This window comes from Mesorhizobium sp. M4B.F.Ca.ET.214.01.1.1 (genome assembly GCF_004791545.1).
Taxonomy (GTDB): domain Bacteria; phylum Pseudomonadota; class Alphaproteobacteria; order Rhizobiales; family Rhizobiaceae; genus Mesorhizobium; species Mesorhizobium abyssinicae.
Genome location: NZ_SRUX01000001.1, coordinates 594881 through 620205, shown reverse-complemented (window position 1 = coordinate 620205; position 25325 = coordinate 594881). Strand labels below are relative to the sequence as shown.

The window sequence follows — 25325 nt, the reverse complement described above, 5'->3', positions numbered from 1 at the left end:
CCTTGCGGAGATGTCCTCACCCATCGTGAAACTGGTGGCCCAGCGCGTTGCGCTGGGCATCCTCCTCTTGTTGGCCGTTTCGGTCCTGATCTTCGCCGGCACCCAGATCCTGCCCGGCGACGTCGCGCAAGCCATTCTCGGACAATCGGCGACGCCGGAGTCGCTCGCCAATCTGCGCGAGCAGCTCGGGCTCAACCAGCCTGCCTATCTCCGCTACTTCCACTGGCTGGGCGGCGTGCTCACCGGCGATCTCGGCACCGCCATGTCGAGCGGGCAGGACATTGCGACATCGATCAAGGACCGGCTGTGGAACACGCTGTTCCTCGCCTTCTGGGCGGCGATCGTCGCCGTGCCGCTGGCGATCATCCTCGGTCTGATCGCGGTGCGTTACCGCAACGGCTGGGTCGACAAGCTGATCTCCGGCGTGGCGCTGGCCTCGACCTCGTTCCCGGAATTCTTCATCGGCTATGTGCTCGTCTTCTACTTCGCAGTGCAGCACCAATGGTTCCCGGCCATCTCCACCGTCTATGAGGGTATGCCGTTCGGTGAGCGCATGCAGGCCATCGCCTTGCCTGCGGCGGCGCTGACGTTGGTGGTTCTGGCCCACATGATGCGCATGACGCGCGCGGCGATCCTCAACGTCATGCAGTCGGCCTATGTCGAGACGGCCGAGTTGAAGGGTCTGTCGGCCTTCGCCGTCATCCGCAAGCATGCGTTCCCGAACGCCATCGCGCCGATCATCAACGTCGTCATGCTCAACCTCGCCTATCTCGTCGTCGGCGTCGTCGTGGTCGAGGTGATCTTCGTCTATCCCGGCATGGGACAGTATCTGGTCGACCACGTCACCAAGCGCGACGTGCCGGTCGTTCAGGCGGTCGGCCTGATCTTCGCCGCCGTCTATATCAGCCTCAACATCATCGCGGACATTGCGGCGATCGTCGCCAATCCGCGCCTCAGGCATCCGAAGTAGGAGGTAGCGGGACATGCTGAATATTGCACGCATCCCCCTACCGGCATTGATCGGTATCGTGCTGACCTCGCTGTTCGTGCTGGCAGCGATCTTCGCGCCGTGGATCGCGCCGCACGGCAATGCCGAGATTGTCAGCGACGTCCCTTGGGAGCCGATGTCATCGGCGCACTGGCTGGGCACCGACAATCTCGGCCGCGACCTGCTGTCACGCATGATCTACGGCGCCCGCATCACCCTGTTCATCGCGGTGCTGGCCACCGCGCTGTCCTTCTCGCTCGGCGCCATACTCGGTTTTTCGGCCGCGGTGTTCGGCGGCTGGTACGACACCATCCTGTCGCGCCTCATCGACCTGCTGATGTCGATCCCGACGCTGATCATGGCCCTCGTCGTGCTTTCGGTGCTCCCCTCCAACGTGGTGACGCTGATCCTGGTGATGGGCGTTCTCGACTCCACCCGCGTCTACCGGCTGTCGCGCGCGGTCGCCGTCGACATCAACGTCATGGATTATGTCGAAGCCGCCAAGCTGCGCGGCGAAGGCAGCGCCTGGATCATCTTCCGCGAGATCCTGCCCAATGCGCTGTCGCCGCTGGTCTCGGAGCTTGGCCTGCGTTTCATCTATGCGGTGCTGTTTTTGTCGACGCTCTCCTTCCTCGGCCTCGGCGTGCAGCCGCCGGACGCCGACTGGGGCGGCATGGTGAAGGAAAACAAGGACGGCATCGTCTTCGGCATCGCGGCGGCGCTGATCCCGGCCGCGGCGATCGCGGCGCTTGCCATCTCCGTCAATCTCGTCGCCGACTGGGTGCTCAACCGGACGGCAAGCCTGAAGGGAGGGCGCGGGTGATGGCTGACACCAAAGCGAAGCCCGGCATGCTGCTCGACATCCGCAACCTGCGCATCGAAGCGACCGTCTATCCGCCCGGCGAGCAGCCGAAGACCATCACGCTGGTGCACGACGTCTCGCTGACGCTGGAAAAGGGCAAGGTGCTCGGCCTGATCGGCGAGTCCGGCGCCGGCAAGTCGACCATCGGCCTGTCGTCGATGGGCTATGGCCGCGGCGGCGTGCGCATCACCGGCGGCGAGGTCATCCTCAACGGCCGCGACATCCTGAAGGGCGGCAAGGAAGGCTTCCGCAGGTTGCGCGGCCGCGAGGTCTGCTATGTCGCGCAGTCGGCGGCCGCCGCCTTCAATCCCGCCCACAGGCTGATGGATCAGGTGGTGGAGGCAGCCCTTCTGCACGGCACGGCGACCCGGGCCGAGGCCGAGAAACGTGCCGTCGCGCTGTTCAAGAAACTCAGCCTCCCCAACCCGGAAACCATTGGCGAACGCTTCCCGCACCAGGTCTCCGGTGGTCAGCTGCAGCGCGTCATGACGGCGATGGCGCTGTGCTCCGAACCCGACCTGATCGTCTTCGACGAGCCGACCACCGCGCTCGACGTGACGACGCAGATCGACGTGCTGGCGGCGATCAAGGACGCCATCCGCGACACGCATGTCGCGGCGCTCTACATCACCCATGACCTTGCCGTCGTCGCCCAGGTGTCGGACGAGATCATGGTGCTGCGCCACGGCCGGCTGGTCGAATGGGGCGGCACCCGCCAGATCATCAAGGAACCGCGCCAGGAATACACCAACGCGCTGGTCTCGGTGCACGAGATCGCGCACCAGGAGCAAACGCCCGGCACGACGCCGGTGCTGTCGGTGAAGAACGTGACCGCCGCCTATGGCCGCAGCCACATCAAGGTGCTGAAAAACGTTTCGGTCGACATCTTTCCGGGCCAGACGCTGGCCGTCGTCGGCGAGTCCGGTTCGGGCAAGTCGACGCTGGCGCGCGCCATCACCGGCTTGCTGCCGCCCGAGCAGGGCAGCGTCGTCTTCGATGGCCGCACGCTCGGCAACAAGCTCGTCGACCGGCCGAAGGAGGATCTGCGCCAGCTGCAGATGATCTACCAGATGGCCGACGTGGCGATGAATCCGCGCCAGACGGTCGGCACCATCATCGGTCGGCCGCTCGAATTCTATTTCGGCATACGCGGCAGCGAGCGCGACCGGCGCGTCGCCGAGCTGCTCGACAAGATCGAGATGGGCAAGGGTTTCGTCGACCGCTACCCGGCCGAGCTCTCCGGCGGCCAGAAGCAGCGCGTCTGCATCGCCCGCTCGCTCGCCGCCAAGCCGAAGCTGATCATCTGCGACGAGGTGACGTCGGCGCTCGACCCGCTGGTCGCGCATGGCATCCTCGAACTGCTGCTCGGCCTGCAGAAGGAGGAAGGCGTCGCCTATCTGTTCATCACCCACGATCTCGCCACGGTGAAGTCGATCGCCGATTCGATCGCGGTGATGTATCGCGGCGAGGTGGTGCGCTACGGCGCCAAGAGCAAGGTGCTGGCACCGCCCTTCGATGCCTACACCGATCTCTTGCTGTCCTCGGTTCCCGAAATGGAGATCGGCTGGCTGGAGAAGGCGATCGCGGGTCGTCGCATGGCGAGCGCGGGCAACTAGGGCCCAGGAAGCATCGGCCTGCCCGTTTCACGGGTGTGGGCGCCGCGTGTCCGAGAGACCCGCGGCGTTCCGATTTCAAAGGACATTGGAATGGAGCCGCCGGTGGCGCTCGCGACAAAGCTTCTGCTTATCATCCTCGACGGCGTGCCCTACCGGAACTGGCGCCGGCTCATGGGTAATCTCGAAGGCTGGGTCCAGTCGGGCGAGGCGCGGGTCTGGAAGATGCGCTCGGTGCTCCCGTCGACCTCGGCCTGCTGCTATGCCTCGATCCACACCGGCGTTGCGCCGCAGGTGCATGGCATCCTGTCCAATGAGAACCGGTTCAGGGTCGAGCAGCCGGACATCTTCTCCGAGGTCAGCAAGGCCGGCGGCAGGACGGGCGCGGTCACCCATTCCTACTGGTCGGAATTCTTCCGCTCCTATCCGTTCGACCTCGTCGAGGACATGGAGTTCGACGAGCCGGGCGGGCCGATCACCCATGGCCGCTTCCACACCATGACCGGCTACAATGCCAGGAACCAGATGACGCCCAGCGATGCCGACCTGTTCGCCACGCTGACCATGCTGGCCAGGCGCCACGGCATCGACTACGGCATCCTCCACACCTGCACGCTGGATTCGATGGGGCATCGCTTCGGCCATGACTGCCATGAGATGGACCATGCCGTCTATGCGATGGATGCCATGCTCGCCGGCTTCCTGCCGCTCTGGCGGCAAGCCGGCTACGAGGTGATCGTCACCGCCGACCATGGCCAGACCGACCGCGGCCACCACGGCGGCCATGACGACGAGATGCAGGATTTCGCCCTATACTATTTCGGCCCGGGCAAAGGTCCCGAGCCAGACACGCTGCTCGACCAGTTGCAGCTGGCGCCGACGGTGCTGAAGCGCCTCGGCGTGCCCGTGCCAGAGACGATGAAGGCGAAGCCGTTTTTGGGGTGAAACGCGGCGTTGGCGCCCCCTCTCCCCGTCACTATACGGGGAGAGGGTAAGGGTGAGGGGCAGCGCCAACATCGACAATTGCCGACGCCGGCGCCGCCCCTCATCCGCCTGCCGGCAGCTTCTCCCCGTATAGTGACGGGGAGAAGGCAGATACTCTGGCAACGTCCCCGCTCTTCGGTTAGCCTCCCGAAAATTCCTTGGCGGAAGGATGAACCTTTTTGGACCGATCGGCGACAGAGCTACGAGGAGCCAGGCGGCTCGACCGGCCATGACGGCGGCGATGGAGACCGATCGCGCGCTTGTCGACCGGGTCGCGAAGGGCGACCGGGCTGCCGTGCGGCTCCTGTTCATGCGTCACCATGCGCGGGTCTACCGTTTCGTGGTGCGCCAGACGGGATCGGAAATGATGGCCGACGATATCGCGAACGAGGTGTTCCTCGAACTGTGGCGCCAGGCGCCCAGCTTCGAAGGGCGCTCGGAAGTCTCGACATGGCTGCTCGGCATCGCCCGCTTCAAGGCGCTGTCCTCGCTGCGCAAGAAGAAGGAGGACTGGATCGACGACGATGACGCGGCCCAGGTCCCCGACAGCGCCGACACGCCGGAAGTCGTCACCATGAAGGAAGACAAGGGCGCCGCCCTGCGGCGCTTCGTCGACGCCCTGCCGGAGGAGCATCGCACGGTGATCGACCTCGCCTATTACCACGGACAGTCGGTGACCGAGATCGGCGAGGTGCTCGGCATTCCCGTCGCCACCGTCAAGACCAGGATGTTCTACGCCCGCAAGAAACTCGGCGAGGCCCTCAAGGCTGCCGGTTACGACAGGGGGTGGCCATGAGCGCCGCTGAAAAGATGTCGCGCCGCGACGAGATGGAAACGCTGCTGCCGTTCTACCTGAACGGCTCGCTGGAAGGCGCCGAGCTGGAAGCCGTCGAGGAATGGCTGGCGAACGATCCGGCCGCACTTGCCGCGCTCGGCGAGGCCGAGGCCGAATTCTCCGGCACCGCCGCCGCCAACGAGGCGATCCGCCCGCCGGCCGATGCGCTGAGCCGCTTCGCCCGCGCCCTCGAAGCCGAGGCCGGTCCGGCGCGTGCGCCGGCCAGCCCGTCATGGCTCACGCAGGCCCTCAATCGCTTCATGGCGGTGCCCGCCACCGTCGCCTGGGCGGCTGCGGCGGCCCTGCTGGCGCTGGTGGTGGTGCAATCCTTCGTTGAGCCCGGCGGCAAGGGCAACGATTTCGAGATCGCCGGCGCCGAGGACGAGCTGGCGAAGCTGCCGTTCGCGCTGGTCAAGTTCAAGCCGGAGGCGAAGATGGCTGATATCGCCGCCTTCCTCGATCGGAACAGGCTGAAAATCGCCGGCGGGCCGACCGCCGACGGCGTCTTCCGCATCGCCATCCCGGCCGAGACCGGAGACGATTACAAGAAGCTGCTCGGCCTTATTGCCGCCCAGCCTTTCGCCGATGCTGTGATCGAGGGAAGGAAACCGGCCAGTGGCGGCTAAACCGGTCATCGCGTTTGGGTTCCTGCTGGCGGCGATGACAATCGCCGCCATGCCCGTTTTTGCCCAGAGCGAGGACCAGCCGCCGGCCAAGACCGGGTGTCCCGACGGGACAAACGCCGCCGGCGCCGACTGCGCCAAGGATGATGGCGGCGGTACGCCTGGTGCCGGCCCTGCAGGCGCCGTCTTTCTGCCTGCCCTGATCGTCGACCTGTTCCCCAATCCTCCCGGCGGCGCGACGCCGGTGCCGACGCCCGATCCGCGTCGCGATCCGGCCAGCTCGCTGCCGCCGCCGGCCCAGCCCGCGCCGCCCGTGCAAGCGCCGGCGCTTGGCGGTCCGATCATTTCGCCGACCGACCTCATCGCCACCGAGCCGCAGCGCGCCATCGTCGGCGATTTCGTGCCGGACGAGGTGCTGGTGACGGTCGACGGCGATGCCGCCACCGTGCAGCAGATCGCCGCTTCCTTCGGGCTCGAAGTGCGCTCCGAGCGGCAGTCGCGCCTGCTCGGCACCACGCTGGCGCGCTTCGGCATTCCCGACGGCCGCCCGGTCGGCGTCGTGCTGGCGCAACTGGCCGCCGACGGCCGCACCAGGCGCCGCGAGCCCAACCATGTCTATTCGCTGCAGCAGGCGGCCGGCATCGTCAACTATGCCTTCGACCGCATCGCGCTCGATGCTGACCAGGCGAGCGGCGAGAATGTCCGCGTCGCCGTCATCGACACCGGCATCGACGACACCAACCCGGCGCTGTCGGGCGTCATCGCCGACCAGTTCGACGCCATGCCCGCCGTGGCGGTCGAAAAGCGCGACCACGGCACCTCGATCGATGGCCTGATCGCCGGCGTCGGCGCGCTCAAGGGCATGGCGCCTGGCGCGAAGATCTACCATGCCCGCGCCTTCGAGGGCGGCAAGTCGACCATGGACGTCATCCTGTCGGCGCTCGACTGGGCGGCAGAGCAGGATGTGCGCATCATCAATATGAGCTTCGTCGGCCCGAAGAACGACCTGCTCGGCATTGCCTGCCGCAATGCCCGCGCGCTGGGCATCGTCCTGGTCGCCGCCGCCGGCAACAACGGCCCGAAGGCTCCCTATGGCTACCCGGCCGCCTTCGACGGCGTCATCGCGGTGACCGCCACCGACGCCAAGGACGGGCTGATGCCGCAGGCCAATCGCGGCGCCTATGTCTTCATCTCCGCTCCCGGCGTCGAGGTGGTGGCGCCGAGCGGCGCCGGCTCGGACGTGGTGACCGGCACCTCCTTCGCCGCCGCGATCGTCAGCGGCGCCATCGCCAATTTGATCCACGCCGCGCCGGACCGCTCGGCCGACGACATCGAGAAGGCGCTCGCCGCCACCGCCAAGGATCTCGGCCCGAAAGGGCGAGACAATGATTTCGGCTATGGGCTGCTGGATACCAAGGCGGCCGAGACGGCGAAGGAATAGTCCGTCGCCAGTATGCGAATGTGAATCGAAATTCCTGAAGGTTCGATAAATGAGAAGCTCTCAAATGGAGATATACTTCTGGTCATCGGTTTTATATTACATCGTGTTCGGAGTCGCATCTATAGCTATTATTATTTCGACCGACGCACTTGGTATTTCATGGACCCTCATCGCAGTAGTTGGATACATTACTCTAATTTATACTCTCAACATATGGCGACGGAGGAGGCATCCGAGAAGCGTCTATCAGATTAAGTTGGCGCAACGGCGATCGGACGACTAGTTGCGGCCGTCCGCGGTAGGTTCAACTCTATTGCTCTGGGCCTTCTACCCCGGCGCCCCGGCCACAGAACCCCGCACCACCAGATCCACCGGCCAGACCTCGCCGCGGTGTCCGGAGTGCTTGGAGAATCTCGATGTCGTGGAAACTGGATGAAACCGCGCAAACGTCTGCGGGCGCGGTGGCGGCGGGTCGGGCTGGCAACGGGCCATCGCTCGTGCTTGCCCATGGCTGGCCGTGGTCCTCGTTCTCATGGCACCGGATCATTCCGGCCCTGGCGCGGCGATACCATGTCCATTGGTACGACATGCCCGGATACGGCCGATCCGACAAAGCCGCGGACCAGCGCACCTCGCTCGATGTGCAAGGCAAGGTCTTTGCAGAGATGCTTGCCCATTGGCGCCTCCAGCGGCCCATGGTTGTTGCCCACGACATGGGAGGCGCGACGACGTTGCGGGCGCATCTGCTGCACGGCTGTGATTTCGACCGCTACGTTTTGATGAATGTCGTCGCCATGCGCCCCTGGGGATCGGAGTTCTTCGACCATGTCGGCCGTCACGTGGATGCCTTCCTGGGCTTGCCGGCGCACATCCATGAAGCCGTCGTGGCGGCTTACGTCAAGGGAGCGATCGTCAATGAGATCGATCCTGGAGATTTCGACAAGCTTGTGGAGCCGTGGCTGTCCGAGGAGGGAAGGGTGAGCTTCTATCGGCAATTCGCGCAAGCCGATGAAAGATACACCGCCGAGGTCGAGCCGATGTTCAAAGATATACGCTGTCCGGTAGAGATCATCTGGGGCGAGGACGACCCATGGATACCGCTGGAGCGAGGCAAAGCGCTTCACGCACTCATCCAGCAGGCATCGTTCGAAACACTGCCCGGCGTCGGCCATCTTCCTCAGCTCGAAGCGCCAGATCTGGTGCTGGGGCGGCTGAACAGGTTCTTGTCACGCGAACCCGAAGGCTGATCCGCATGGTTTGAGTTTGATCCTACGTAGGCGCCCCGGCCACAGACCCCCGCACCACCAGATCCACCGGCCAGACCTCGCCGCGGGCGCCCTCTTCCAGTCCCGATATGCGCGCCGCGAGACGCTCGGCGACGCGGGCGCCTGCGAGGCGGATCGACGAGCGCGTCGTCGACAGCGGCACCGGGAAATTCTCCGGCTTCAGCCAGGGAAAGACGTCGTCATGCGCGATCAAGGAGAGGTCGCCGGGAATGGAGAGGCCAAGGTCGCGCACCGCGCGCACCACGCCGAGCGACATGATCAGGCTGGAGCAGGCGATCGCCGTCGGCGGCTCGCTCTGCTCGAGCAGGCGCCTGGCGGCGCGGTAGCCGTTCTCCTCGGTCATGGTGAGCGAACAGATATGGCGCTCGCCAAGCACGAGGCCAGTCGTGGCGAGTGCGCGGCGCATGCCGCGCTCGCGATGGATGGCGAAAGTCTCGCGGTCGTCGCCGTTGATCAGCGCAAGCCGCCTGTGGCCGAGCTGGATCAGCAGCCGCGCCGCCTCGTGGAAGGCGCCCTCGTTGTCGATGTCGAGGAAGGCATAGTCGAAGTCGAAGCCCTCGCTGCGGCCATGAACGATGAAGGGAATGCCGAGCGTGTTGAGCAGCGCCACCCGCCGGTCGGCCGGCCGCGGCGAGGAGATGTAGACCGCGTCGACCTGCCGGTTGGCGACGATGCGCCGGTAGGTTGTCTCCTGGTCGTCGGCGTCCGCCGGCGACAGCACCAGGTCGAGCTCGTGCGAGCGGGCATAGTCGCCGAGGCCGGACAGGAACTCGACGAAGTGCGGATCGATGTCGACGGCGGCGCCGGTCGGCAGCACATAGCCGATCATCCCGGTCTTTCCGGTCGCCAGTCGCCGCGCGCTCGGATTGGGGCGGTAGCCATGGCGCTTGGCCGCGTCCATCACCCGCCGCCGCGTTTCCTCGTTGACCTCGGGGTAGCCGTTCAGCGCCCGGCTCACCGTGGTCTGCGAGAGCGCCAGCATGTGAGCGAGCTGTTTAAGGTTCACCGGAGGCCTCCAAGCCTCAAAGCGCTTTTAATTTGAGTCAAAACGACAACCAACGCTGGTGACGTCCAACGGGTCGACCATAAGCACCGTTCAGATGGGTTTGAAGCAAAATTTGCTGCTGCAGCGCCAAAAAAACGTGCTGCAGCGCACTTTCTACGCACCTATTTGCAGAAATTAAATCGATTAGCCTTCTGCCCCTCTTGACTCCCGCTCGATTCAATGGCGAGATCAAAACGACCAAAGCGCTTTGGAAGACTCTTCGAAAGGTTGCGGTTCCTTTCTGACTGAGTCACAGTCCTGCGGCGTCGGCGGACGGAATGGAGGTTCCGTCCGATTGTTTGTGACCACTGGGAGGAATACCGATGAAGAAGATGCTTCTGCTGGGCGCCGCGTTCGCTACGCTCGCCTTGAGCCTGCCGGCGCAAGCCGAACTGAAGTTCAAGCCGGGCGAGGACCCGCGCTTCAACTGGCAGAACTACGAGGATCTCAAGAAGGTCGACCTCAAGGGCGAGACGCTGACCATCTTCGGGCCATGGCGCGGCGAGGACGAAGGCCTTGTGCGCACCGTTCTCGAATATTTCCAGGAAGCGACCGGCGTCGAGATCAAGTACTCCTCGTCGGAGAATTACGAACAGCAGATCGTCATCGACACCCAGGCCGGCAGCCCGCCCAACATCGCCGTGCTGCCGCAGCCGGGCCTGATTCAGGACCTGGCTTCCAAGGGCCTTTTGACGCCGCTTGGCGACGACACCGCCAAATGGGTCAAGGACAATTACGGCGCCGGCCAGTCCTGGGTCGACCTCGGCACCTTCAAGGACAAGGACGGCAAGCCGGGCTTCTTCGCCTTCCCGTACAAGGCGGATGTGAAGTCGCTGGTCTGGTATTCGCCGGATAATTTCGAGGAAGCCGGCTACAAGGTCCCGAAGACGCAGGAAGAGCTCGCCGAGCTCGAGAAGAAGATCATCGCCGACGGCGGCAAGCCGTGGTGCATCGGTCTCGGCTCCGGCGGCGCCACCGGCTGGCCGGCGACCGACTGGGTCGAGGACATCATGCTGCGCACGCAGACCCCCGATGTCTACGACAAGTGGGTGAAGAACGAGATCCCGTTCAACGATCCGGCCGTGGTCAACGCCATCGACATCTTCGGCAAGATCGCGACCGACGACAAGATGGTCGACGGCGGCGCCAAGGCGGTTGCCGCGACCGACTTCCGCGACAGCCCGAAGGGACTCTTCTCGGTGCCGCCGAAGTGCTACCTGCACCATCAGGCCTCGTTCATCCCGACCTTCTTCCCGGAGGGCACGAAGCTCGGCCAGGATGCCGACTTCTTCTACTTCCCGCCCTATGCCTCGAAGCCCGACCTTGGCACCCCGGTGCTCGGCGCCGGCACGCTGGCCATGATCACCAAGGATTCGAAAGCGGCCCGCGCCTTCATCGAATTCCTGAAGATGCCGCTTGCGCATGAGATCTGGATGGCCCAGGGCGGTTTCGTGACGCCGTTCAAGGCGGTCAACAAGGACGCCTATGCCAGCGACGCGCTGAAGAAGCAGGGCGAGATCCTCGCCAACGCCTCGACCTTCCGCTTCGACGGTTCCGACCTGATGCCGGGCAAGATCGGCGCCGGCTCCTTCTGGACCGGCATGATCGATCTCGTCGGCGGCAAGTCCGCCCAGGATGTCGCCACCGACATCCAGAAGAGCTGGGACGCGATCAAGTAGGCGATCGTTCCCGCGGCCGGAAGCTCTTGCTTCCTCCTCCCAAGCGGATCCGGGCCTTTCGCGCCCGGATCCGGCTGGCCCATCGCAGCATCTCATCCCGGTAGGGCCGGGATGGACCAGGTTCCAGTCGAAGCCCAGTCGTGAAAGCGTAGACATTCCGGCATGCGGCGCGGCCGGCGGAAGCGGACAAGTCCGCTTTCATGTCCCGTTCGCGCTCCAACAACGAGAACAGCGCACGAACTGATCGCCAGGGTCGTTTCAGGCCTGGCCGATCCTGCGCAGGGGAGAGGGACCCATGGCGGCTCAGATTTTCTCGGCCATATTCGTCATTATCGTCGGCGTCGGCGGCTGCGTCGCCTATTTCTGGGGTGCCAACAAGGCGCTCGACACCATCTTCCCCTCGCGCGGCGTCAGCGGCTCAGCCGCCGTCGACAATCTGCGCCGGCAGGGGCTGATCCGTCCCTGGCTGTTCGTCGGCCCGGCCATGATCATCCTCACCATCTATCTGATCTATCCGGTGGTCGAGACGCTGAGGCTATCCTTCCTCGACCGCGGCGGCGCGAGCTTCGTCGGCTTCGCCAACTACGAATGGGCGTTCGGCGACCGCGAATTCCGCAACTCGATCCTCAACAACATCGTCTGGCTGGCGGTGGTGCCGGCGGCCTGCACGTTCCTTGGCCTGATCATCGCCGTGCTCACCGACAAGATCTGGTGGGGCACCATCGCCAAGAGCCTGATCTTCCTGCCGCTGGCGATTTCCTTCGTCGGCGCCAGCGTGATCTGGAAATTCATCTACGAATATCGCGGTGAGGGCCAGGTCCAGATCGGCCTGCTCAACGCCATCATCCAGTATTTCGGCGGCCAGCCGCAGGTCTGGATATCGCTGCCGTTCTGGAACAATTTCTTCCTGATGGTCATCCTGATCTGGATCCAGACCGGCTTTGCCATGGTGATCCTGTCGTCGGCGCTGCGCGGCATTCCCGAGGAGACGATCGAGGCCGCGGTGATCGACGGCGCCAACCCGTTCCAGATCTTCTGGAAGATCATGGTGCCGCAGATCTGGGGCACCATCGCCGTGGTCTGGACCACCATCACCATCCTGGTGCTGAAGGTCTTCGACATCGTGCTGACCATGACCAACGGCCAGTGGAACAGCCAGGTGTTGGCCAATCTGATGTTCGACTGGATGTTCCGCGGCGGCGGCGATTTCGGTCGCGGCGCAACGATCGCCATCATCATCATGATCGCGGTCATCCCGATCATGGTCTGGAACATCCGCCAGGCCAACAAAGAGACGGGAGGACACTGAAATGGCCGCCTCGACCGGAAAGTCCTTCGCCAGCCGTTTCGGCGTCCACATCGCGGTGCTGATCTTCGTCGCCATCTGGACCGTGCCGACGCTCGGCATCCTGGTCTCCTCGCTGCGCGACAAGGACCAGATCATCGCCTCCGGCTGGTGGAACTCGTTCGCCAGTTCCAGCCAGACCGGAGCCGGCCGGCTGCCAGCCGCCTCGGCGCAGGTCGAGAAGGATGGCAAGTTCGTCATCGCGGGCAACATCTTCGGCGACGGCGCCAAGCGCGATATCTCCGCCTTCGGCGTCAAGTCGGCGGCGCCCACGCAATACCCGGCCGGCTCGACCGCCGATCTCGGCGACGGCGTGACCCTGCAGGTCAATGCCGACGGCAGCTTCGTGCTTGCCTCGCCCAAGGCTTTCGAGGGCGACCGCGGCCAGCGCGTCTACTTTGCCTCGTCGGCGCCGCCGAAATTCACCACCGACAACTACAAGACGGTGCTGTTTTCGGAGGGCATCGGCCGCTCCTTCATGAACTCGCTGACCGTCACCATCCCGGCGACCGTGATCCCGATCCTGATCGCCGCCTTTGCCGCCTACGCGCTGGCCTGGATGCGCTTTCCCGGCCGGGCCCTGCTGATCGCGGTCATCATCGGCCTGCTCGTCGTGCCGCTGCAGATGTCGCTGATCCCGTTGCTCAAGCTCTACAACGGCGTCGGTTCGTTCTTCGGCGTGCCGTCGAAGACCTATCTCGGCATCTGGCTGGCGCATACCGGCTTCGGTCTGCCCTTCGCCATCTATCTGCTGAGGAGCTACATTGCCGGGCTGCCGCGCGAGATCATGGAATCGGCGCGCATCGACGGCGCCAGCGATTTCGAGATCTTCGTCAAGATCGTGCTGCCGCTGTCCTTCCCGGTGCTCGCATCCTTCGCCATCTTCCAATTCCTGTGGGTATGGAACGATCTGTTGGTGGCGATGGTTTTCCTCGGTACAGAGGCCGACCAGATCGTGCTGACCGCCAAGCTGAACGCGCTGCTCGGCTCGCGCGGCGGCGACTGGGAGATCCTGACGACATCGGCGTTCGTGACCATCATCGTGCCGCTGATCGTGTTCTTCTCGCTGCAGCGCTATTTCGTACGCGGGCTGCTTGCCGGCTCGGTGAAAGGAGGTTGAGATAATGCAATCGGCTTTGAAGGCGACGTCGAGGCCCGACCCCGCCGTCGATCGCGACTGGTGGCGGGGCGCGGTGATCTACCAGATCTATCCGCGCTCCTATCAGGACTCCAACGATGACGGCATAGGCGACCTCAAGGGCATCGTCCGCAGGCTGCCCTACATCGCCTCGCTCGGCGTCGACGCCATCTGGATATCGCCCTTCTTCAAGTCGCCGATGAAGGACTTCGGCTACGACGTATCGGACTATTGCGACGTCGACCCGATGTTCGGCACGCTCGTCGATTTCGATGCGCTGGTGGCGGAAGCGCATCGGCTTGGCCTCAAGGTGATGATCGACGAGGTGCTGTCGCATACCGCCGACATCCATCCCTGGTTCAAGGAAAGCCGTTCGAGTCGCAGCAATCCGAAGGCCGACTGGTATGTGTGGGCCGACGCCCGGCCGGACGGCACGCCGCCCAACAACTGGCTGTCGATCTTCGGCGGCTCGGCGTGGCAATGGGACACCAGCCGCCAGCAATACTACCTGCACAATTTCCTCGCCGAGCAGCCCGACCTCAACTTCCACAACGCGGAGGTCCAGGACGCGCTGCTCGACGTCACCCGTTTCTGGCTGGAGCGCGGCGTCGACGGCTTCCGCCTCGACACGATCAATTTCTATTTCCACAGCCAGGGGCTGGAGAACAATCCGCCGCTGCCGCCCGAGGAGCGCAACGACCAGACGGCTCCGGCCGTCAACCCCTACAACTACCAGGACCATATCTACGACAAGAGCCGGCCGGAGAACCTCGGCTTCCTCGAACGCTTCCGCGCCCTGCTCGACGAATATCCGGCGCAGGCAGCGGTCGGCGAAGTCGGCGATTCGCAGCGCGGCCTGGAAGTGGTGGCCGCCTACACCGCCGGCGGCAAGCGCGTCCACATGTGCTATTCCTTCGACTTCCTGGCGCCCGAGAAGATCAGCGCCGCCAAGGTGCGCACGGTGCTGGAAGCCTTCGGCAAGGTGGCCAGCGACGGCTGGTCGTGCTGGGCCTTCTCCAATCACGACGTGATGCGGCCGGCCTCGCGCTGGGCCGCCAGCGAGGCCGATCCGACCGCCTATCTCAAAGTGATCTCGGCGCTGCTGATGTCGCTGCGCGGCTCGGTCTGCCTCTATCAGGGCGAGGAGCTCGGCCTCGGCGAGGCGGATCTCAGCTTCGAGGACCTGCAGGACCCCTACGGCATCCGCTTCTGGCCCGAATTCAAGGGCCGCGACGGCTGCCGCACGCCGATGGTGTGGGATGCCTCAGCCAAGAATGGCGGCTTCTCGGCGGCCAAGCCGTGGCTGCCGGTGCCTGGCAAGCATCTTTCGCAGGCGGTGAACGTGCAACAGGGCGATGCAAGCTCGCTGCTCGAGCACTACCGGCGCTTCCTCGCCTTCCGCCGCCAGCATCCGGCGCTGGCCAAGGGCGACATCGACTTCATCGAAAGCGCGGGCGACACCGTCGCCTTCACCCGCCGCGAGGGCAATGAGCGTGTCGCCTGCGTCTTCAACCTGGGCAGCAAGCCGGCCGAGGTCGATCTCGGCGGAGGCTCGCTGCAGCCCTTGCCCGGGCACGGCTTTTCGGGCCAAGCTGGCGCCGGCTCCATCCGCCTTGGCGGCTACGGCGCCTGGTTCGGGCGCATCGACTGAGTTTTTGAAACGGACGTCACTGGGAGGACAATCATGGCCGATGTCACGCTGAGGCAAGTCAAGAAGTCGTACGGCAATCTCAACATCCTGCACGGCATCGACCTCGACATTAAGTCGGGCGAGTTCATCGTCTTCGTCGGCCCGTCCGGCTGCGGCAAGTCGACCTTGCTGAGGTCCATCGCCGGGCTGGAGGAGATCACCTCGGGCGAACTCAAGATCGCCGGCGACGTGGTGAACGACGTGCCGCCGTCGAAGCGCGGCATCGCCATGGTGTTCCAGTCCTACGCGCTCTATCCGCACATGACCGTCTACGACAACATGGCTTTCTCGATGAAGATCGGAAAGGAAAGCAAGGCCGAGATCGACAAGCGGGTGCGGCAGGCGGCCGAGATCCTGCAATTGACCAAATATCTCGACCGGCTGCCCAAGGCGATGTCGGGCGGCCAGCGCCAGCGCGTCGCCATCGGCCGCGCCATCGTGCGTAACCCGAAGGTGTTCCTGTTCGACGAGCCGCTGTCCAACCTCGACGCGGCACTTCGCGTCGCCACCCGCATCGAGATCGCCAAGCTCAAGGAATCGATGCCGAACACGACGATGATCTATGTCACCCACGACCAGGTCGAGGCGATGACGCTGGCCGATCGCATCGTGGTGCTGAAGGAAGGCCGCATCGAGCAGGTCGGCACCCCGATGGAGCTCTACAAGCGGCCCGGCAATCTGTTCGTTGCCCAGTTCATCGGCTCGCCGGCCATGAACATCCTGCCGGCCAAGATCGAAAAGGCCGGCGACCCGACCGTCATCAGCCATGTCGGCGGCCGCAAGGCGACGGTGCCGATCGCCACACCCGCCTCGGCGAATGGTGCGGCGGTGAGTTTCGGCGTGCGGCCGGAAGACCTGGCGATCGCCACCGGCACCGAGTATTTGTTCGAGGGAACGGTGGACTATGTCGAGCAACTCGGCGAGGTCCAGCTCGTCTATGTCGACATCGGCCGCGCCGACCTGCCGCTGGTGACGAAACTGCCGGGCAATGTCGAGGTCAAGCGCGGTGCTGTGCTGCGGCTCAACGCTGATCCCGGCGACCTGCACATCTTCGACGCCGACGGCCACTCCTTCACGCTGCATATGGCCGAAGCCAAGGCGGCCTGACTTTCACGTGAGACAAAAAAGAGCGGCGGGCTGTGCCCGCCGCTCTTGGCATTATGGCCCGGTCCATCCCGATCCGGGATGGACGGCTGTTAGCGCCCGAACAGGTTGCGGTCGCTGCCCTGAGGCGCGGACTTCTCGACATCGCCCGACGAGTTCAGCAGCTTGTAGACCGGCGAGCTGGTGTCGCGCGTCGACGACGTCTGCGTGGTGTCGACGTTGGCGGCCGGCCGCTGACTGTTGATGTCGGTCCCGCCGACATTGTCGTTCCGGGCATAGGCGCTACCGGCGGCGATCAAAAGTGCGGCGGCAGTAAGAGCAATCTTCTTCATTTTGGGTACTCCTGGATTTGCGTCGGAGCGGCGGGCCAGCCGCCGCGTCCGGCTTCCGTTTGGCCACGACCCGAACCGGAGGTCCGGGATCGCGGTCCGGTCGGTTTAGTTGTTGCCGAAGAGGTTACGGTCGCTGCCCTGGTTGGCGGGCTGCTCGGCGGCCGGTTCCGACTTCTTGATCGATGCCGTGTACGAGCTGTCGACGGCAGCAGCGGGCTGATTGGCACCGTGGGAACCGTAATTGTCGCTGCCGGATGCGAAAGCGCCGCCCGAGATGGCCAGAAGGGCCGCTGTGGCAAGGATGATCTTCTTCATTTTAGTGCTCCTGAATTTCTGACGATCCCGAGCGGCAGGCATCGCCCACCGCGGTCAGGGATCGTGTGCTAGTTGTTGCCGAACAGGTTTCGGTCCGAGCCGTGCGCCGGTGTCTGAGCGGCCGGTTCCGACTTCTCGATCGAAGCCGTGTACGAGCTGTCGACGGCAGCGGCGGGCTGATTGGCACCGTTGGAACCGTAATTGTCGCTGCCACCAGCAAAGGCGCTGCCGGAAATGGCCAGAAGGGCGGCGGCAGTAAGAGCAATCTTTTTCATTTTTGGTACTCCAGTATATTTTTTCCGTCCGTCTAGCGGCGTGTCTTGGGAGGAAATCGCGTCGTTCGGACAGCCCCGATGTGGGAGAGCTATCGGCCGCTTTCCAATCACGAAGTTTTTCCGTCTGGCCTATGAATCTGCACCTTGAAATTGTACCAAGGCCATCTACACGCAATGAATTGCGGAGCAATATCAAGTGGTTGTTTGAATCGCCCATCGAGCCAAGTGACGATTCCGAAGATCTGCGTTCACACCGTCCTGCACGCATTGTCAACAGAAACGAACCGTTCGGTTCGATTTTAGAATCTCCTAATAGTCACTTTTCTATACTGTTAACCAATTCAGAGCCGCCCAGGGCCGATTCGAACACGGTTTTCTCCGCCTCGATTCGCATGCCGGCAGCGTGTGACATCGGTCGCCTTGCAGGGCCAATATCAGCTTCATGGGTCGTGTCGCGCCGCATGGATGCGATGTCGTTTTCATGCCGATGGCGCGGCGGCTGTCGTGATTAAGATCAGACCATCTCAGGTGCCGCTCCGTGACGACGGGACGGAGAATTGGGAAGCCGGTCAGAACCCGGCGCTGCCCCCGCAACGGTGGTGGAGTTCAAAGTCGCGACGGGAGACCACTGGGCCATCGGCCTGGGAAGGTGCCGCGACCGCCCGCCAGGGCACTCCAGAGCCCGGAAACCAGCCAGGGATACTTGAACTCGACTGATCGCGGTGGGCGGTCAAGAGGCGGATGGTGCGTGCCCGGCCATGCCGGCGGCGGTCGTTCTTCTCAATCACCACCAGTTCAGTCCTTGAAGCGGTGCGACAAACGCGAGGACAGGACATGGATGCGCGCAACGACATGCTGAGGCTGCTGCACGGCCGCAGGCCGGGCTTTTCGCTGGAGCAGCCTTTCTATACCGACCCGGACTATTTCAAGCTCGACATGGAGCTGATCTGGTACCGCGACTGGCTGTTCATCGGCCACGATTGCGAATTGCCGAAGCCGGGCAGCTACATCACCGCGCAGGTCGGCGACTATCCGGTGGTCCTGGTTCGTGACCAGCAAGGCAGGGTCAATGCCTTCCATAACTCCTGCCGCCATCGCGGCAGCCGCGTCTGCAACGCCGAGAAGGGCACGGCGGCGAAGCTCGTCTGCCCCTATCATCAATGGACCTACGAGCTCGACGGCAGGCTGCTGTTCGCCCGCCAGATGGCGGATGGTTTCGACAAGAACCAGTTCGGCCTGAAGCCGGTCGCCTGCGAAAGCGTCGGCGGCTACATCTTCATCTGCCTGGCGAAAGAGCCGGCCGATTTCGCGCCGATGCGCGCCATGATCGAACCCTATCTCCTGCCGCATCGGTTGAGCGAAGCGAAGGTCGCTTTCGAATCGACCATCGTCGAGAAGGGCAACTGGAAGCTGGTCTGGGAAAACAACCGCGAGTGCTACCACTGCGCCGGCAACCATCCCGAACTCTGCAAGACCTTCCCCGAGGCGCCGACGGTGACCGGCGTGCATGGTGCCGAAAGCGATCCCGAGATGCAGGCGCATTGGGCGAAATGCGAGGTGGCGGGCCTGCCGAGCAAGTTCCGCATCGACCCGGCGGGACAGTATCGCGCCACCCGCGCGCCGCTCTTGCGCGACGCCGTCAGTTACACGATGAGCGGCAAGCGCGCGGTGAGGAAGAACCTTTCCACGAGCGTCTCGGCGGACCGCATCGGCACGCTGATGCACTACCACTATCCGACCACCTGGAACCATATCCTGATCGACCATGCCGTCACCTTCCGGGTGCTGCCGATCAGCGCCACCGAAACCGCGGTGACGACGAAATGGCTGGTCCACAAGGATGCGGTGGAAGGCGTCGATTACGATCTTGCCGAACTCACCCATGTCTGGACCGAGACCAACGACCAGGATCGCCGCATCGTCGAGGAAAATGCTTTCGGCATCCTGTCGCCGGCCTATGAGCCCGGCCCCTATTCGGAGCAGCATGAGGGCGGCGTCATCCAGTTCGTCGAATGGTACGCCTCCTTCATCGGGCCGCGCCTTGCCGAAGGCGGCCGGCCGGCGCTGCGCAGCGTTGCTTGAGGTGAAGGGATGAACGCGATGACGGATCTCGCCCTCTATCGCCATCTCGACGAGATGGCGCCCTGGAACGACCGGCTGCAGGTGCTGGAGGTGATCGGCGTCAGCGACGAGGCGCCGGACGTCAAGACCTTCACCTTCCGCTCCGACAACCAGACCTGGTTCCGCTACAAGCCCGGCCAGTTCGTGACGCTGGAACTGCCGACCGCCGACGGACCGCTGATGCGCACCTACACGCTGTCCTCATCGCCCTCGCGGCCGTTCTCGATCGCGGTGACGGTGAAGGCGCAGGCCGGCAGCATCGGCACGCGCTGGATGTTCGACAATCTCAAGCCCGGCGCCCATGTGAAGGCCTATGGCCCGGTCGGCGATTTCTCGCTGCACAGCCATCCGGCGGCCAAGTACCTGTTCATCTCGGCCGGCTCCGGCGTAACGCCGATGATGTCGATGCTTCGCTGGCTGAACGACTGCGCGCCCTGGACCGATGTCGGTTTCGTCAACTGCGCGCGCAGGGCGGAAGAGATCATTTTTCGCAAGGAGCTTGAATTGCTGGGCAGCCGCATGCCCGGCCTGTCGCTCGGCTTCATGATCGAGGAACGCTCCAGCCGCGAGGGCTGGTTCGGTCATATGGGCCGCATCGACGCCATTCGCCTGCCGCTGCTCGCTCCCGACTTCCGCGAGCGCGAGATATTCTGCTGCGGCCCCGACCCGTTCATGCGCGCGGTGCGGCAGATGTTGGAGGCGGCGGGCTTCGACATGGCCAGGTATCACCAGGAAAGCTTTGCCGCGCCGGCGGTGGAGGAAGTGCCGGCGCCGTTCGCGCTGCCGGGCGACGGCGGCGTCGAGACCCCCGTCGAGGCCGCGACGCCGGTGCGCTTCTCGCTTTCCGACGTCGACGCCGAATGCCTTGCCGGACAGACCGTGCTGCAGACGGCGCGCGCCTCGGGCGTCAGGATCCCGGCCGCCTGCGAGTTCGGCCTCTGCGGCACATGCAAGGTCAAGAAAGTCTCTGGCGAGGTCGCGATGAGCCACAATGGCGGCATTCTCGATCACGAGATCGACGACGGCTTCATCCTTGCCTGCTGCTCGAGGCCGCTGACGCGGCTGGAAATCGAGGCCTGATTCCGCCACGTCGACCCCAAAAATGGCAAGCGGCCTGCCGTGTCCGTCGTCTTGCCAAGCCAGAACCGAGTGTTTACAGGCCTTCCTCAGGGAGAGCGGCCGCCGCAAAGGCGGTTGCTTGCGCGAGCCATGAAGTGGGGCAGGGACCAATGCCACAAGCCAATGTCTACGCAGTCGCGAGCAAGGATATTGTTTTCGAATCCTTCGACGGCGAAGCTGTCGTGCTTGATCTGGCGAGCGGGAAATATTTCGGCTTCTCCGATTCGGGCAGCCGGGTCTGGCAGGCGCTGTGTTCGGGCGTCGGTGCGCAGGCGCTGGCCGGATCGATAGCCGGCGCAGCGGCGACCGGCGCGACCGGGCTTGACGCCTTCATTGCGCAATTGGTCGAGCTCGGGCTGCTGGTGCCTTCCGATGGCACGGCGCAGCCGCTGCCGGACGAACTGGCTGCCGAACTTGCGGCGGCAAACGAGCCGCTCAATGTGAGCGTCCATGACGATCTCGCCGACCTCATCATCGTCGACCCGATCCACGAGGTCGAGGAGCCTCTCGGCTGGCCGGCGGTCAAGCAGGCATCCTGAGAGATCGGCAGCACGTCGGCCGAGCCGGGATAGACCATGCCGCGTGTGACCCTTGAGACACTGCCGGACTACGCCCGCTATCTCATCGCGGCCGCCGAAGACGCGGCGCTCTTTCCGGTCACGCGCAAAGTCCGCCTGCCCGCCCTTGAACTGACCGTGCATCTCGAGCCCGGCGCGCTGGCCGAAGCGCTTGGCCATGCCTTTGTCGAGGCCGGGGACGATCAGCCGGGATTGCCCGCTTGCCGCATTTTCGTAGGCCATCCCGGCATTGGCGGCATGCCCGAGCCGGCACGATGGGGGGACGCGCATTTCACCGAACAGGGTTTCGCGCAGCGTCTCGCCGGCGCCGGTTTGCGCGGCCACTACTTTCACGATCTCGATTTCTGGCAAGTCTACGATCCGCAGCGGCGCATTGGCGCGCAGTTGATGCGCGCGGCGGATGCCTTTCCGCCGTGGGAGACGGGCTCGCCGCTGCGCGCCTTCCTGCACTGGGAATACGGCGCGCGCGGCATGCGGCTCGCCCATGCCGGCACGCTCGGTGCCGACGGCAGCGGCGTGCTGCTCGCCGGCGCCGGCGGCGCCGGAAAATCAGGCACGGTCGTAGCCGGGCTGCTCAACGGGCTCGACAGTGTCGGCGACGACTATGTGCTGGTCGATCTTTCGAGCAGCGTGATCGCTCGGCCGCTATTTTCGGTGCTCAAGCAGGACCCCAAGGGATTTGCCCGGCTAGGACTGAAAGACCGACTGGGCAGCGACATGCCGCTCAACTGGCAAGGCAAGCATGCTTTCCACATCGGCGACATCGCCTCCAGGCCGATCCCCGGCACGCTGGACATCGTTGCGCTGATGGTGCCACATATCGGCGCTGGTGGGACAAGCTCGATCATGCCGATGTCGCGCAGGGACGCCATGATTGCGCTGGCGCCGTCGGGGATCGCGCAGATGCCGGGCGAGCGGGAAAGCGGCTTTCGCTTCTTCAGCGATCTTACCCGACTGCTGCCGTGCTACCGTCTGTCCCTGGGCACTGATCCCGGCGAGATCGCCGGCACCATTGCGGATTTCCTCGCGCGGGGCGCTTCGTGAAACTGAGCGTGATCATGCCCGTCTACAACCGCGAGCGCTATGTCGTCCCGGCATTGCGTTCGCTGCTCAGGCAACGCGACGCCGCCGATCTCGACATCATCGTCATCGACGACGGCTCGACCGACGGTTCAGCCGACGCCGTGCGCTCGATGAGTGGCGAGAGCCCCTGCATCCGCCTGTTCCAGCAACAGAACGCGGGCGTGACCCGAGCCCGCAACACCGGGCTCAGGCTGCTCAAGCCGGACACGGAGCTGGTTTCTTTCCTCGATTCCGACGACATCTCGCCGGCCGGGCGTTTCGAGGCCGATGTCGAGCTGTTCCGGAAAGATCCCGGCCTTGAGCTCAGCTATTCGAGAATGATGCTGGTCGACAAGATCGATGACGAGCGGCTGGAGCCGGCCGCAGACAGCTACCGCATCACCGTCCGCGGCATCCACCTGTCCTCGGCGATCTTCTCGCGCCGCCTGGTCGAGCGCATTGGCTGGTTCGACGAGGAGTTCGCCCAGGCCGAAGACACGGACTATCTGCTTCGCGGTTTCGAGATCGGCCCCCGTTATGTGCTCCCGGAAACGGTGGCGCTCTATTACCGCCGGCATCCCGGCAACATGACCAAGCAGGAAGATGTCCAGTCGCGCGAGTTCCTGCGCGCCATATACAAATCGATGAAGCGGCGCAGGGCCAACCCGTCTCTACGGCCGATCGAGGGCATCTTCGAACTCGACAAGCTGACCGACTGGCGGTTCATGTGATGAGCGGATATGGCGTCGTCATTCCGGCCTTCAATGCCAGCACCACAATAGCCGAGACGCTGCAATCGGTGGCGGCGCAGACCGTTCGGGCGGAACTGGTCGTGATCGTCGACGACGGGTCGACCGATGACCTCGCTTCCGCGATCGTCGGCGCCGATCTTCCGGTCAAGCTGTTGCGGCAGGACAATGCCGGGCCAGGCAGCGCAACCACCCGAGGCATCGCGGCGCTGTCGACGCCGTTTGTCGCCACGCTCGACGCCGACGATCTGTGGCTGCCGACCAAGATCGAGGCGCAGCTCGCCTATCTCGAACGGTCTCCGCAAACTGCGGGCGTCTTCACCCATCAGCGCAATTTCCGTCATGACCAGCCCGATCTGCCCGACCCGCCCGCGACGCCTGGCTGGTCGCGCACGACGATGGTGATCCGCCGCGAGGTCACTGAGGCCGTCGGGCCGATCGTCGACCCGCCGGGCGGCCGCGGCGAGATGATCGACTGGATCGCCCGGGTGCGCGAAGCGGGCTTCGCCCTCGACATGCTGGATGAGGTGCTGGCGCTCAGGCGTATCAGGCCGGGCAGCCTGTCCTATGGGCGCGATGCCGCGCGCGATCGCGGCTATCTGGAGGTGGTGCGAGCGGCGATGCTGCGCCGGGCGCAAAACAGGCAGGGCTCCGGCTGATGGCCAGGATCCGCGCTATCGGCCGCCGCTTTCCCGACTATGGCTGGTCCTGGCCCACAGGCGGGCTCGACCAGCTGCTCAAGGCGGCTCTGCTTCACGACGAGAATGCCGCCCGCGATCGCGCGGCAGGCTGGCTTGACGACAACGACATCGACCATGTCTCGTTCAGGGAGCATCGGCTGCTCGCGGCGATCTCCGACCGGTTCGGCCGCAAGCTCGCCGGCCACGCCGCCTATCCGCGGCTCGTCGGCCTGCAGAAGATGCTGTGGACCAAGTCGCGCATGGCGATGCGCGAGGCCGAGCCGGTGCTAAAGGCGATGGCCGATGCCGGTTGCGCCGTCATGCTGATCAAGGGCGCCAGCCGCATTGCCGTCAACGTCTCGGCGCAGCGCGGCCGCGTCGCGCACGACATCGACATACTGGTGCGTCCGCAAGACATGGAAATTGCCTTCGACGCGTTGCGTGGCCGCGACTGGCAGATCGCCACTGGCGTCAGCCCGCAATATCTCAGGACCAGGCTTGCATCGCTGCGCTCGATGAATTTCTACAAGGGCAATTACGGCGACATCGACCTGCACCAGCTCGCCTATGACGGCTCGCAGCAGAGCGCCGAGGACGACCTCGCGATCTGGCGGCGGGCGGTCCCGGCCGAGTTCAGCGGCGTCGCCGCGCTGGTGCCGTCGCCCGCCGACCGCATTGCGCTCGCCATCGCGCATGGCGGCCTCGACGCCCACACCCACAGCGACTGGCTGGTCGACTGCGCGGTGGCCATCGAAGGCGCCGACGTCGACTGGGACGTGTTCCTCGACATTGCCGCCAGGCGCGGCCTGGCGGTCGCCGCCGCGGTGGCGCTGTCCTATCTCGCGCTGGAGATCGGCATTGCGGTGCCGGACGAAGTGCTGGCACGGGTGATGGAGATGGCCGACCGCCGCGGTATGTCGCGCTGGTCGTCCGTCCTGCAGGCCAAGCCGCGCACCGACTTCGGCGGGCTGACCTGGCTGTCGCGCGGATTTGCCAAGCAGCTTCGGCTGCAGCGCAAGAAGGGAAGATTGCGGCAGGCAGAGCCCGACGTCGTCTGGCGCGGCAAAGCCACGACAGCAGGAAAAACCACCCAGGCCGCTCCCTTCGTGCTTTCGCAGGGCATAGCCGGTCCGCCGGGCGCCGCGCGGGAAATGATGCTGGACGTCGTCGTGCGGATTGCCGTGCCGCCGGTGCGGCGGCGTATCGAAATGGAGATCAATTCGGCCGACCGTCATGTCGCGCGGTTGCGCTCGATGGCGATCAGCCGCGCCGGTGGCGAACGGACCTTGCGCTTTCGCGGCAAGGTGAAGCTCGACCAGACGGGGCAGGGTCTGGTCCTCGAGGCGCGACCGTCGCGACAGTTCCGCGTCTGGGACAACGAGCAGGCCGTCGCCACCTATGGCGCGCTGCCGTTCCAGCTCATTTCGGCAAAATTCTCCCCCGCCGACTGAGGCACCGGGC

Annotated in this window: 24 protein-coding genes and 1 riboswitch; of the genes, 20 read left to right on the top strand and 4 right to left on the bottom strand. The window is 64.7% G+C overall.

Annotated elements, in window-relative coordinates:
• Nucleotides 1-10: 10 nt before the first annotated feature.
• From EN857_RS02855 to EN857_RS02815, 8 genes are all read left to right on the top strand, one after another.
• On the top strand, nt 11-970 hold the full coding sequence (locus EN857_RS02855; RefSeq protein ID WP_127285657.1) for an ABC transporter permease: 960 nt from the start codon (nt 11-13) through the stop codon (nt 968-970).
• A gap of 13 nt (nt 971-983) precedes the next feature.
• Nucleotides 984-1811 (top strand): ABC transporter permease, encoded by an 828-nt coding sequence (locus EN857_RS02850; protein WP_127285658.1) that lies wholly within the window; start codon nt 984-986, stop codon nt 1809-1811.
• On the top strand, nt 1811-3466 hold the full coding sequence (locus EN857_RS02845) for an ABC transporter ATP-binding protein (protein ID WP_127311196.1): 1656 nt from the start codon (nt 1811-1813) through the stop codon (nt 3464-3466). Before EN857_RS02850 ends, EN857_RS02845 begins: the two co-directional genes overlap by 1 nt.
• Nucleotides 3467-3568: 102 nt before the next feature.
• A complete protein-coding gene (locus tag EN857_RS02840) occupies nt 3569-4408 on the top strand; it encodes an alkaline phosphatase family protein (protein WP_127287200.1) in 840 nt (279 codons plus the stop codon).
• Between the two features lie 268 nt (nt 4409-4676).
• The gene (locus tag EN857_RS02835) at nt 4677-5243 is read left to right on the top strand and encodes a sigma-70 family RNA polymerase sigma factor (protein WP_127310071.1); all 567 of its coding nucleotides are present in this window, start codon (nt 4677-4679) and stop codon (nt 5241-5243) included.
• Nucleotides 5240-5908, top strand: a complete 669-nt coding sequence (locus EN857_RS02830) for an anti-sigma factor (protein ID WP_128346217.1) — start codon at nt 5240-5242, stop codon at nt 5906-5908. The genes EN857_RS02835 and EN857_RS02830 overlap by 4 nt, the downstream gene beginning before the upstream one ends.
• Nucleotides 5898-7346 carry a S8 family serine peptidase gene (locus EN857_RS02825; RefSeq protein WP_127283618.1) on the top strand — a complete coding sequence of 483 codons (1449 nt, stop codon included), beginning with the start codon at nt 5898-5900 and terminating at the stop codon, nt 7344-7346. The genes EN857_RS02830 and EN857_RS02825 overlap by 11 nt, the downstream gene beginning before the upstream one ends.
• Before the next feature lie 416 nt (nt 7347-7762).
• Complete coding sequence (locus EN857_RS02815) at nt 7763-8593, top strand: alpha/beta hydrolase (RefSeq protein ID WP_127310073.1); 831 nt, start codon at nt 7763-7765, stop codon at nt 8591-8593.
• Nucleotides 8594-8615: 22 nt separating this feature from the next.
• Here EN857_RS02815 and EN857_RS02810 read toward each other — a convergent pair whose 3' ends face one another.
• Complete coding sequence (locus tag EN857_RS02810; protein ID WP_127392523.1) at nt 8616-9638, bottom strand: substrate-binding domain-containing protein; 1023 nt, start codon at nt 9636-9638, stop codon at nt 8616-8618.
• A gap of 362 nt (nt 9639-10000) precedes the next feature.
• On the opposite strand from EN857_RS02810, the gene EN857_RS02805 reads away from it, so the two are divergent.
• The 5 genes from EN857_RS02805 (at nt 10001) to ugpC (ending at nt 16636) form a co-directional block, all read left to right on the top strand.
• Entirely contained in the window at nt 10001-11356 is a 1356-nt protein-coding gene (locus EN857_RS02805; RefSeq protein ID WP_127392524.1) for an ABC transporter substrate-binding protein, read from the top strand.
• Nucleotides 11357-11651: 295 nt separating this feature from the next.
• The gene (locus EN857_RS02800) at nt 11652-12665 is read left to right on the top strand and encodes a sugar ABC transporter permease (RefSeq protein WP_127283623.1); all 1014 of its coding nucleotides are present in this window, start codon (nt 11652-11654) and stop codon (nt 12663-12665) included.
• 1 nt (nt 12666) lies between these two features.
• Nucleotides 12667-13821 carry a carbohydrate ABC transporter permease gene (locus tag EN857_RS02795; RefSeq protein ID WP_127283624.1) on the top strand — a complete coding sequence of 385 codons (1155 nt, stop codon included), beginning with the start codon at nt 12667-12669 and terminating at the stop codon, nt 13819-13821.
• A gap of 4 nt (nt 13822-13825) precedes the next feature.
• Nucleotides 13826-15490, top strand: a complete 1665-nt coding sequence (locus EN857_RS02790; protein ID WP_127392526.1) for an alpha-glucosidase — start codon at nt 13826-13828, stop codon at nt 15488-15490.
• Between the two features lie 33 nt (nt 15491-15523).
• Nucleotides 15524-16636 carry a sn-glycerol-3-phosphate ABC transporter ATP-binding protein UgpC gene (gene ugpC, locus EN857_RS02785; RefSeq protein WP_127392527.1) on the top strand — a complete coding sequence of 371 codons (1113 nt, stop codon included), beginning with the start codon at nt 15524-15526 and terminating at the stop codon, nt 16634-16636.
• An 89-nt stretch (nt 16637-16725) separates the two neighbouring features.
• Here ugpC and EN857_RS02780 read toward each other — a convergent pair whose 3' ends face one another.
• The 3 genes from EN857_RS02780 to EN857_RS02770 all read right to left on the bottom strand — a co-directional run bounded on the left by EN857_RS02780 (nt 16726) and on the right by EN857_RS02770 (nt 17555).
• Nucleotides 16726-16965, bottom strand: coding sequence for a DUF680 domain-containing protein (locus EN857_RS02780; protein WP_127283627.1), 240 nt, complete (start codon nt 16963-16965; stop codon nt 16726-16728).
• 105 nt (nt 16966-17070) lie between these two features.
• Nucleotides 17071-17280 carry a DUF680 domain-containing protein gene (locus EN857_RS02775; RefSeq protein WP_127392637.1) on the bottom strand — a complete coding sequence of 70 codons (210 nt, stop codon included), beginning with the start codon at nt 17278-17280 and terminating at the stop codon, nt 17071-17073.
• A 68-nt stretch (nt 17281-17348) separates the two neighbouring features.
• A complete protein-coding gene (locus EN857_RS02770; protein WP_127310075.1) occupies nt 17349-17555 on the bottom strand; it encodes a DUF680 domain-containing protein in 207 nt (68 codons plus the stop codon).
• 509 nt (nt 17556-18064) lie between these two features.
• A riboswitch (cobalamin riboswitch) is annotated at nt 18065-18268 on the top strand.
• Between the two features lie 121 nt (nt 18269-18389).
• Between EN857_RS02770 and EN857_RS02765 the strand changes: the two genes are divergently transcribed.
• The 7 genes from EN857_RS02765 (at nt 18390) to EN857_RS02735 (ending at nt 25315) form a co-directional block, all read left to right on the top strand.
• On the top strand, nt 18390-19637 hold the full coding sequence (locus tag EN857_RS02765; RefSeq protein ID WP_127392636.1) for an aromatic ring-hydroxylating dioxygenase subunit alpha: 1248 nt from the start codon (nt 18390-18392) through the stop codon (nt 19635-19637).
• 18 nt (nt 19638-19655) lie between these two features.
• On the top strand, nt 19656-20756 hold the full coding sequence (locus EN857_RS02760) for a hybrid-cluster NAD(P)-dependent oxidoreductase (protein ID WP_127392635.1): 1101 nt from the start codon (nt 19656-19658) through the stop codon (nt 20754-20756).
• A gap of 149 nt (nt 20757-20905) precedes the next feature.
• Nucleotides 20906-21334 (top strand): PqqD family peptide modification chaperone, encoded by a 429-nt coding sequence (locus tag EN857_RS02755; RefSeq protein ID WP_127392634.1) that lies wholly within the window; start codon nt 20906-20908, stop codon nt 21332-21334.
• 36 nt (nt 21335-21370) lie between these two features.
• The gene (locus EN857_RS02750; protein WP_135857936.1) at nt 21371-22417 is read left to right on the top strand and encodes a serine kinase; all 1047 of its coding nucleotides are present in this window, start codon (nt 21371-21373) and stop codon (nt 22415-22417) included.
• A complete protein-coding gene (locus EN857_RS02745) occupies nt 22414-23166 on the top strand; it encodes a glycosyltransferase family A protein (RefSeq protein ID WP_127392632.1) in 753 nt (250 codons plus the stop codon). Before EN857_RS02750 ends, EN857_RS02745 begins: the two co-directional genes overlap by 4 nt.
• Complete coding sequence (locus EN857_RS02740) at nt 23166-23843, top strand: glycosyltransferase family A protein (protein ID WP_127392631.1); 678 nt, start codon at nt 23166-23168, stop codon at nt 23841-23843. Before EN857_RS02745 ends, EN857_RS02740 begins: the two co-directional genes overlap by 1 nt.
• The gene (locus tag EN857_RS02735; RefSeq protein ID WP_187331349.1) at nt 23843-25315 is read left to right on the top strand and encodes a nucleotidyltransferase family protein; all 1473 of its coding nucleotides are present in this window, start codon (nt 23843-23845) and stop codon (nt 25313-25315) included. Before EN857_RS02740 ends, EN857_RS02735 begins: the two co-directional genes overlap by 1 nt.
• The last annotated feature ends 10 nt before the right edge of the window (nt 25316-25325 follow it).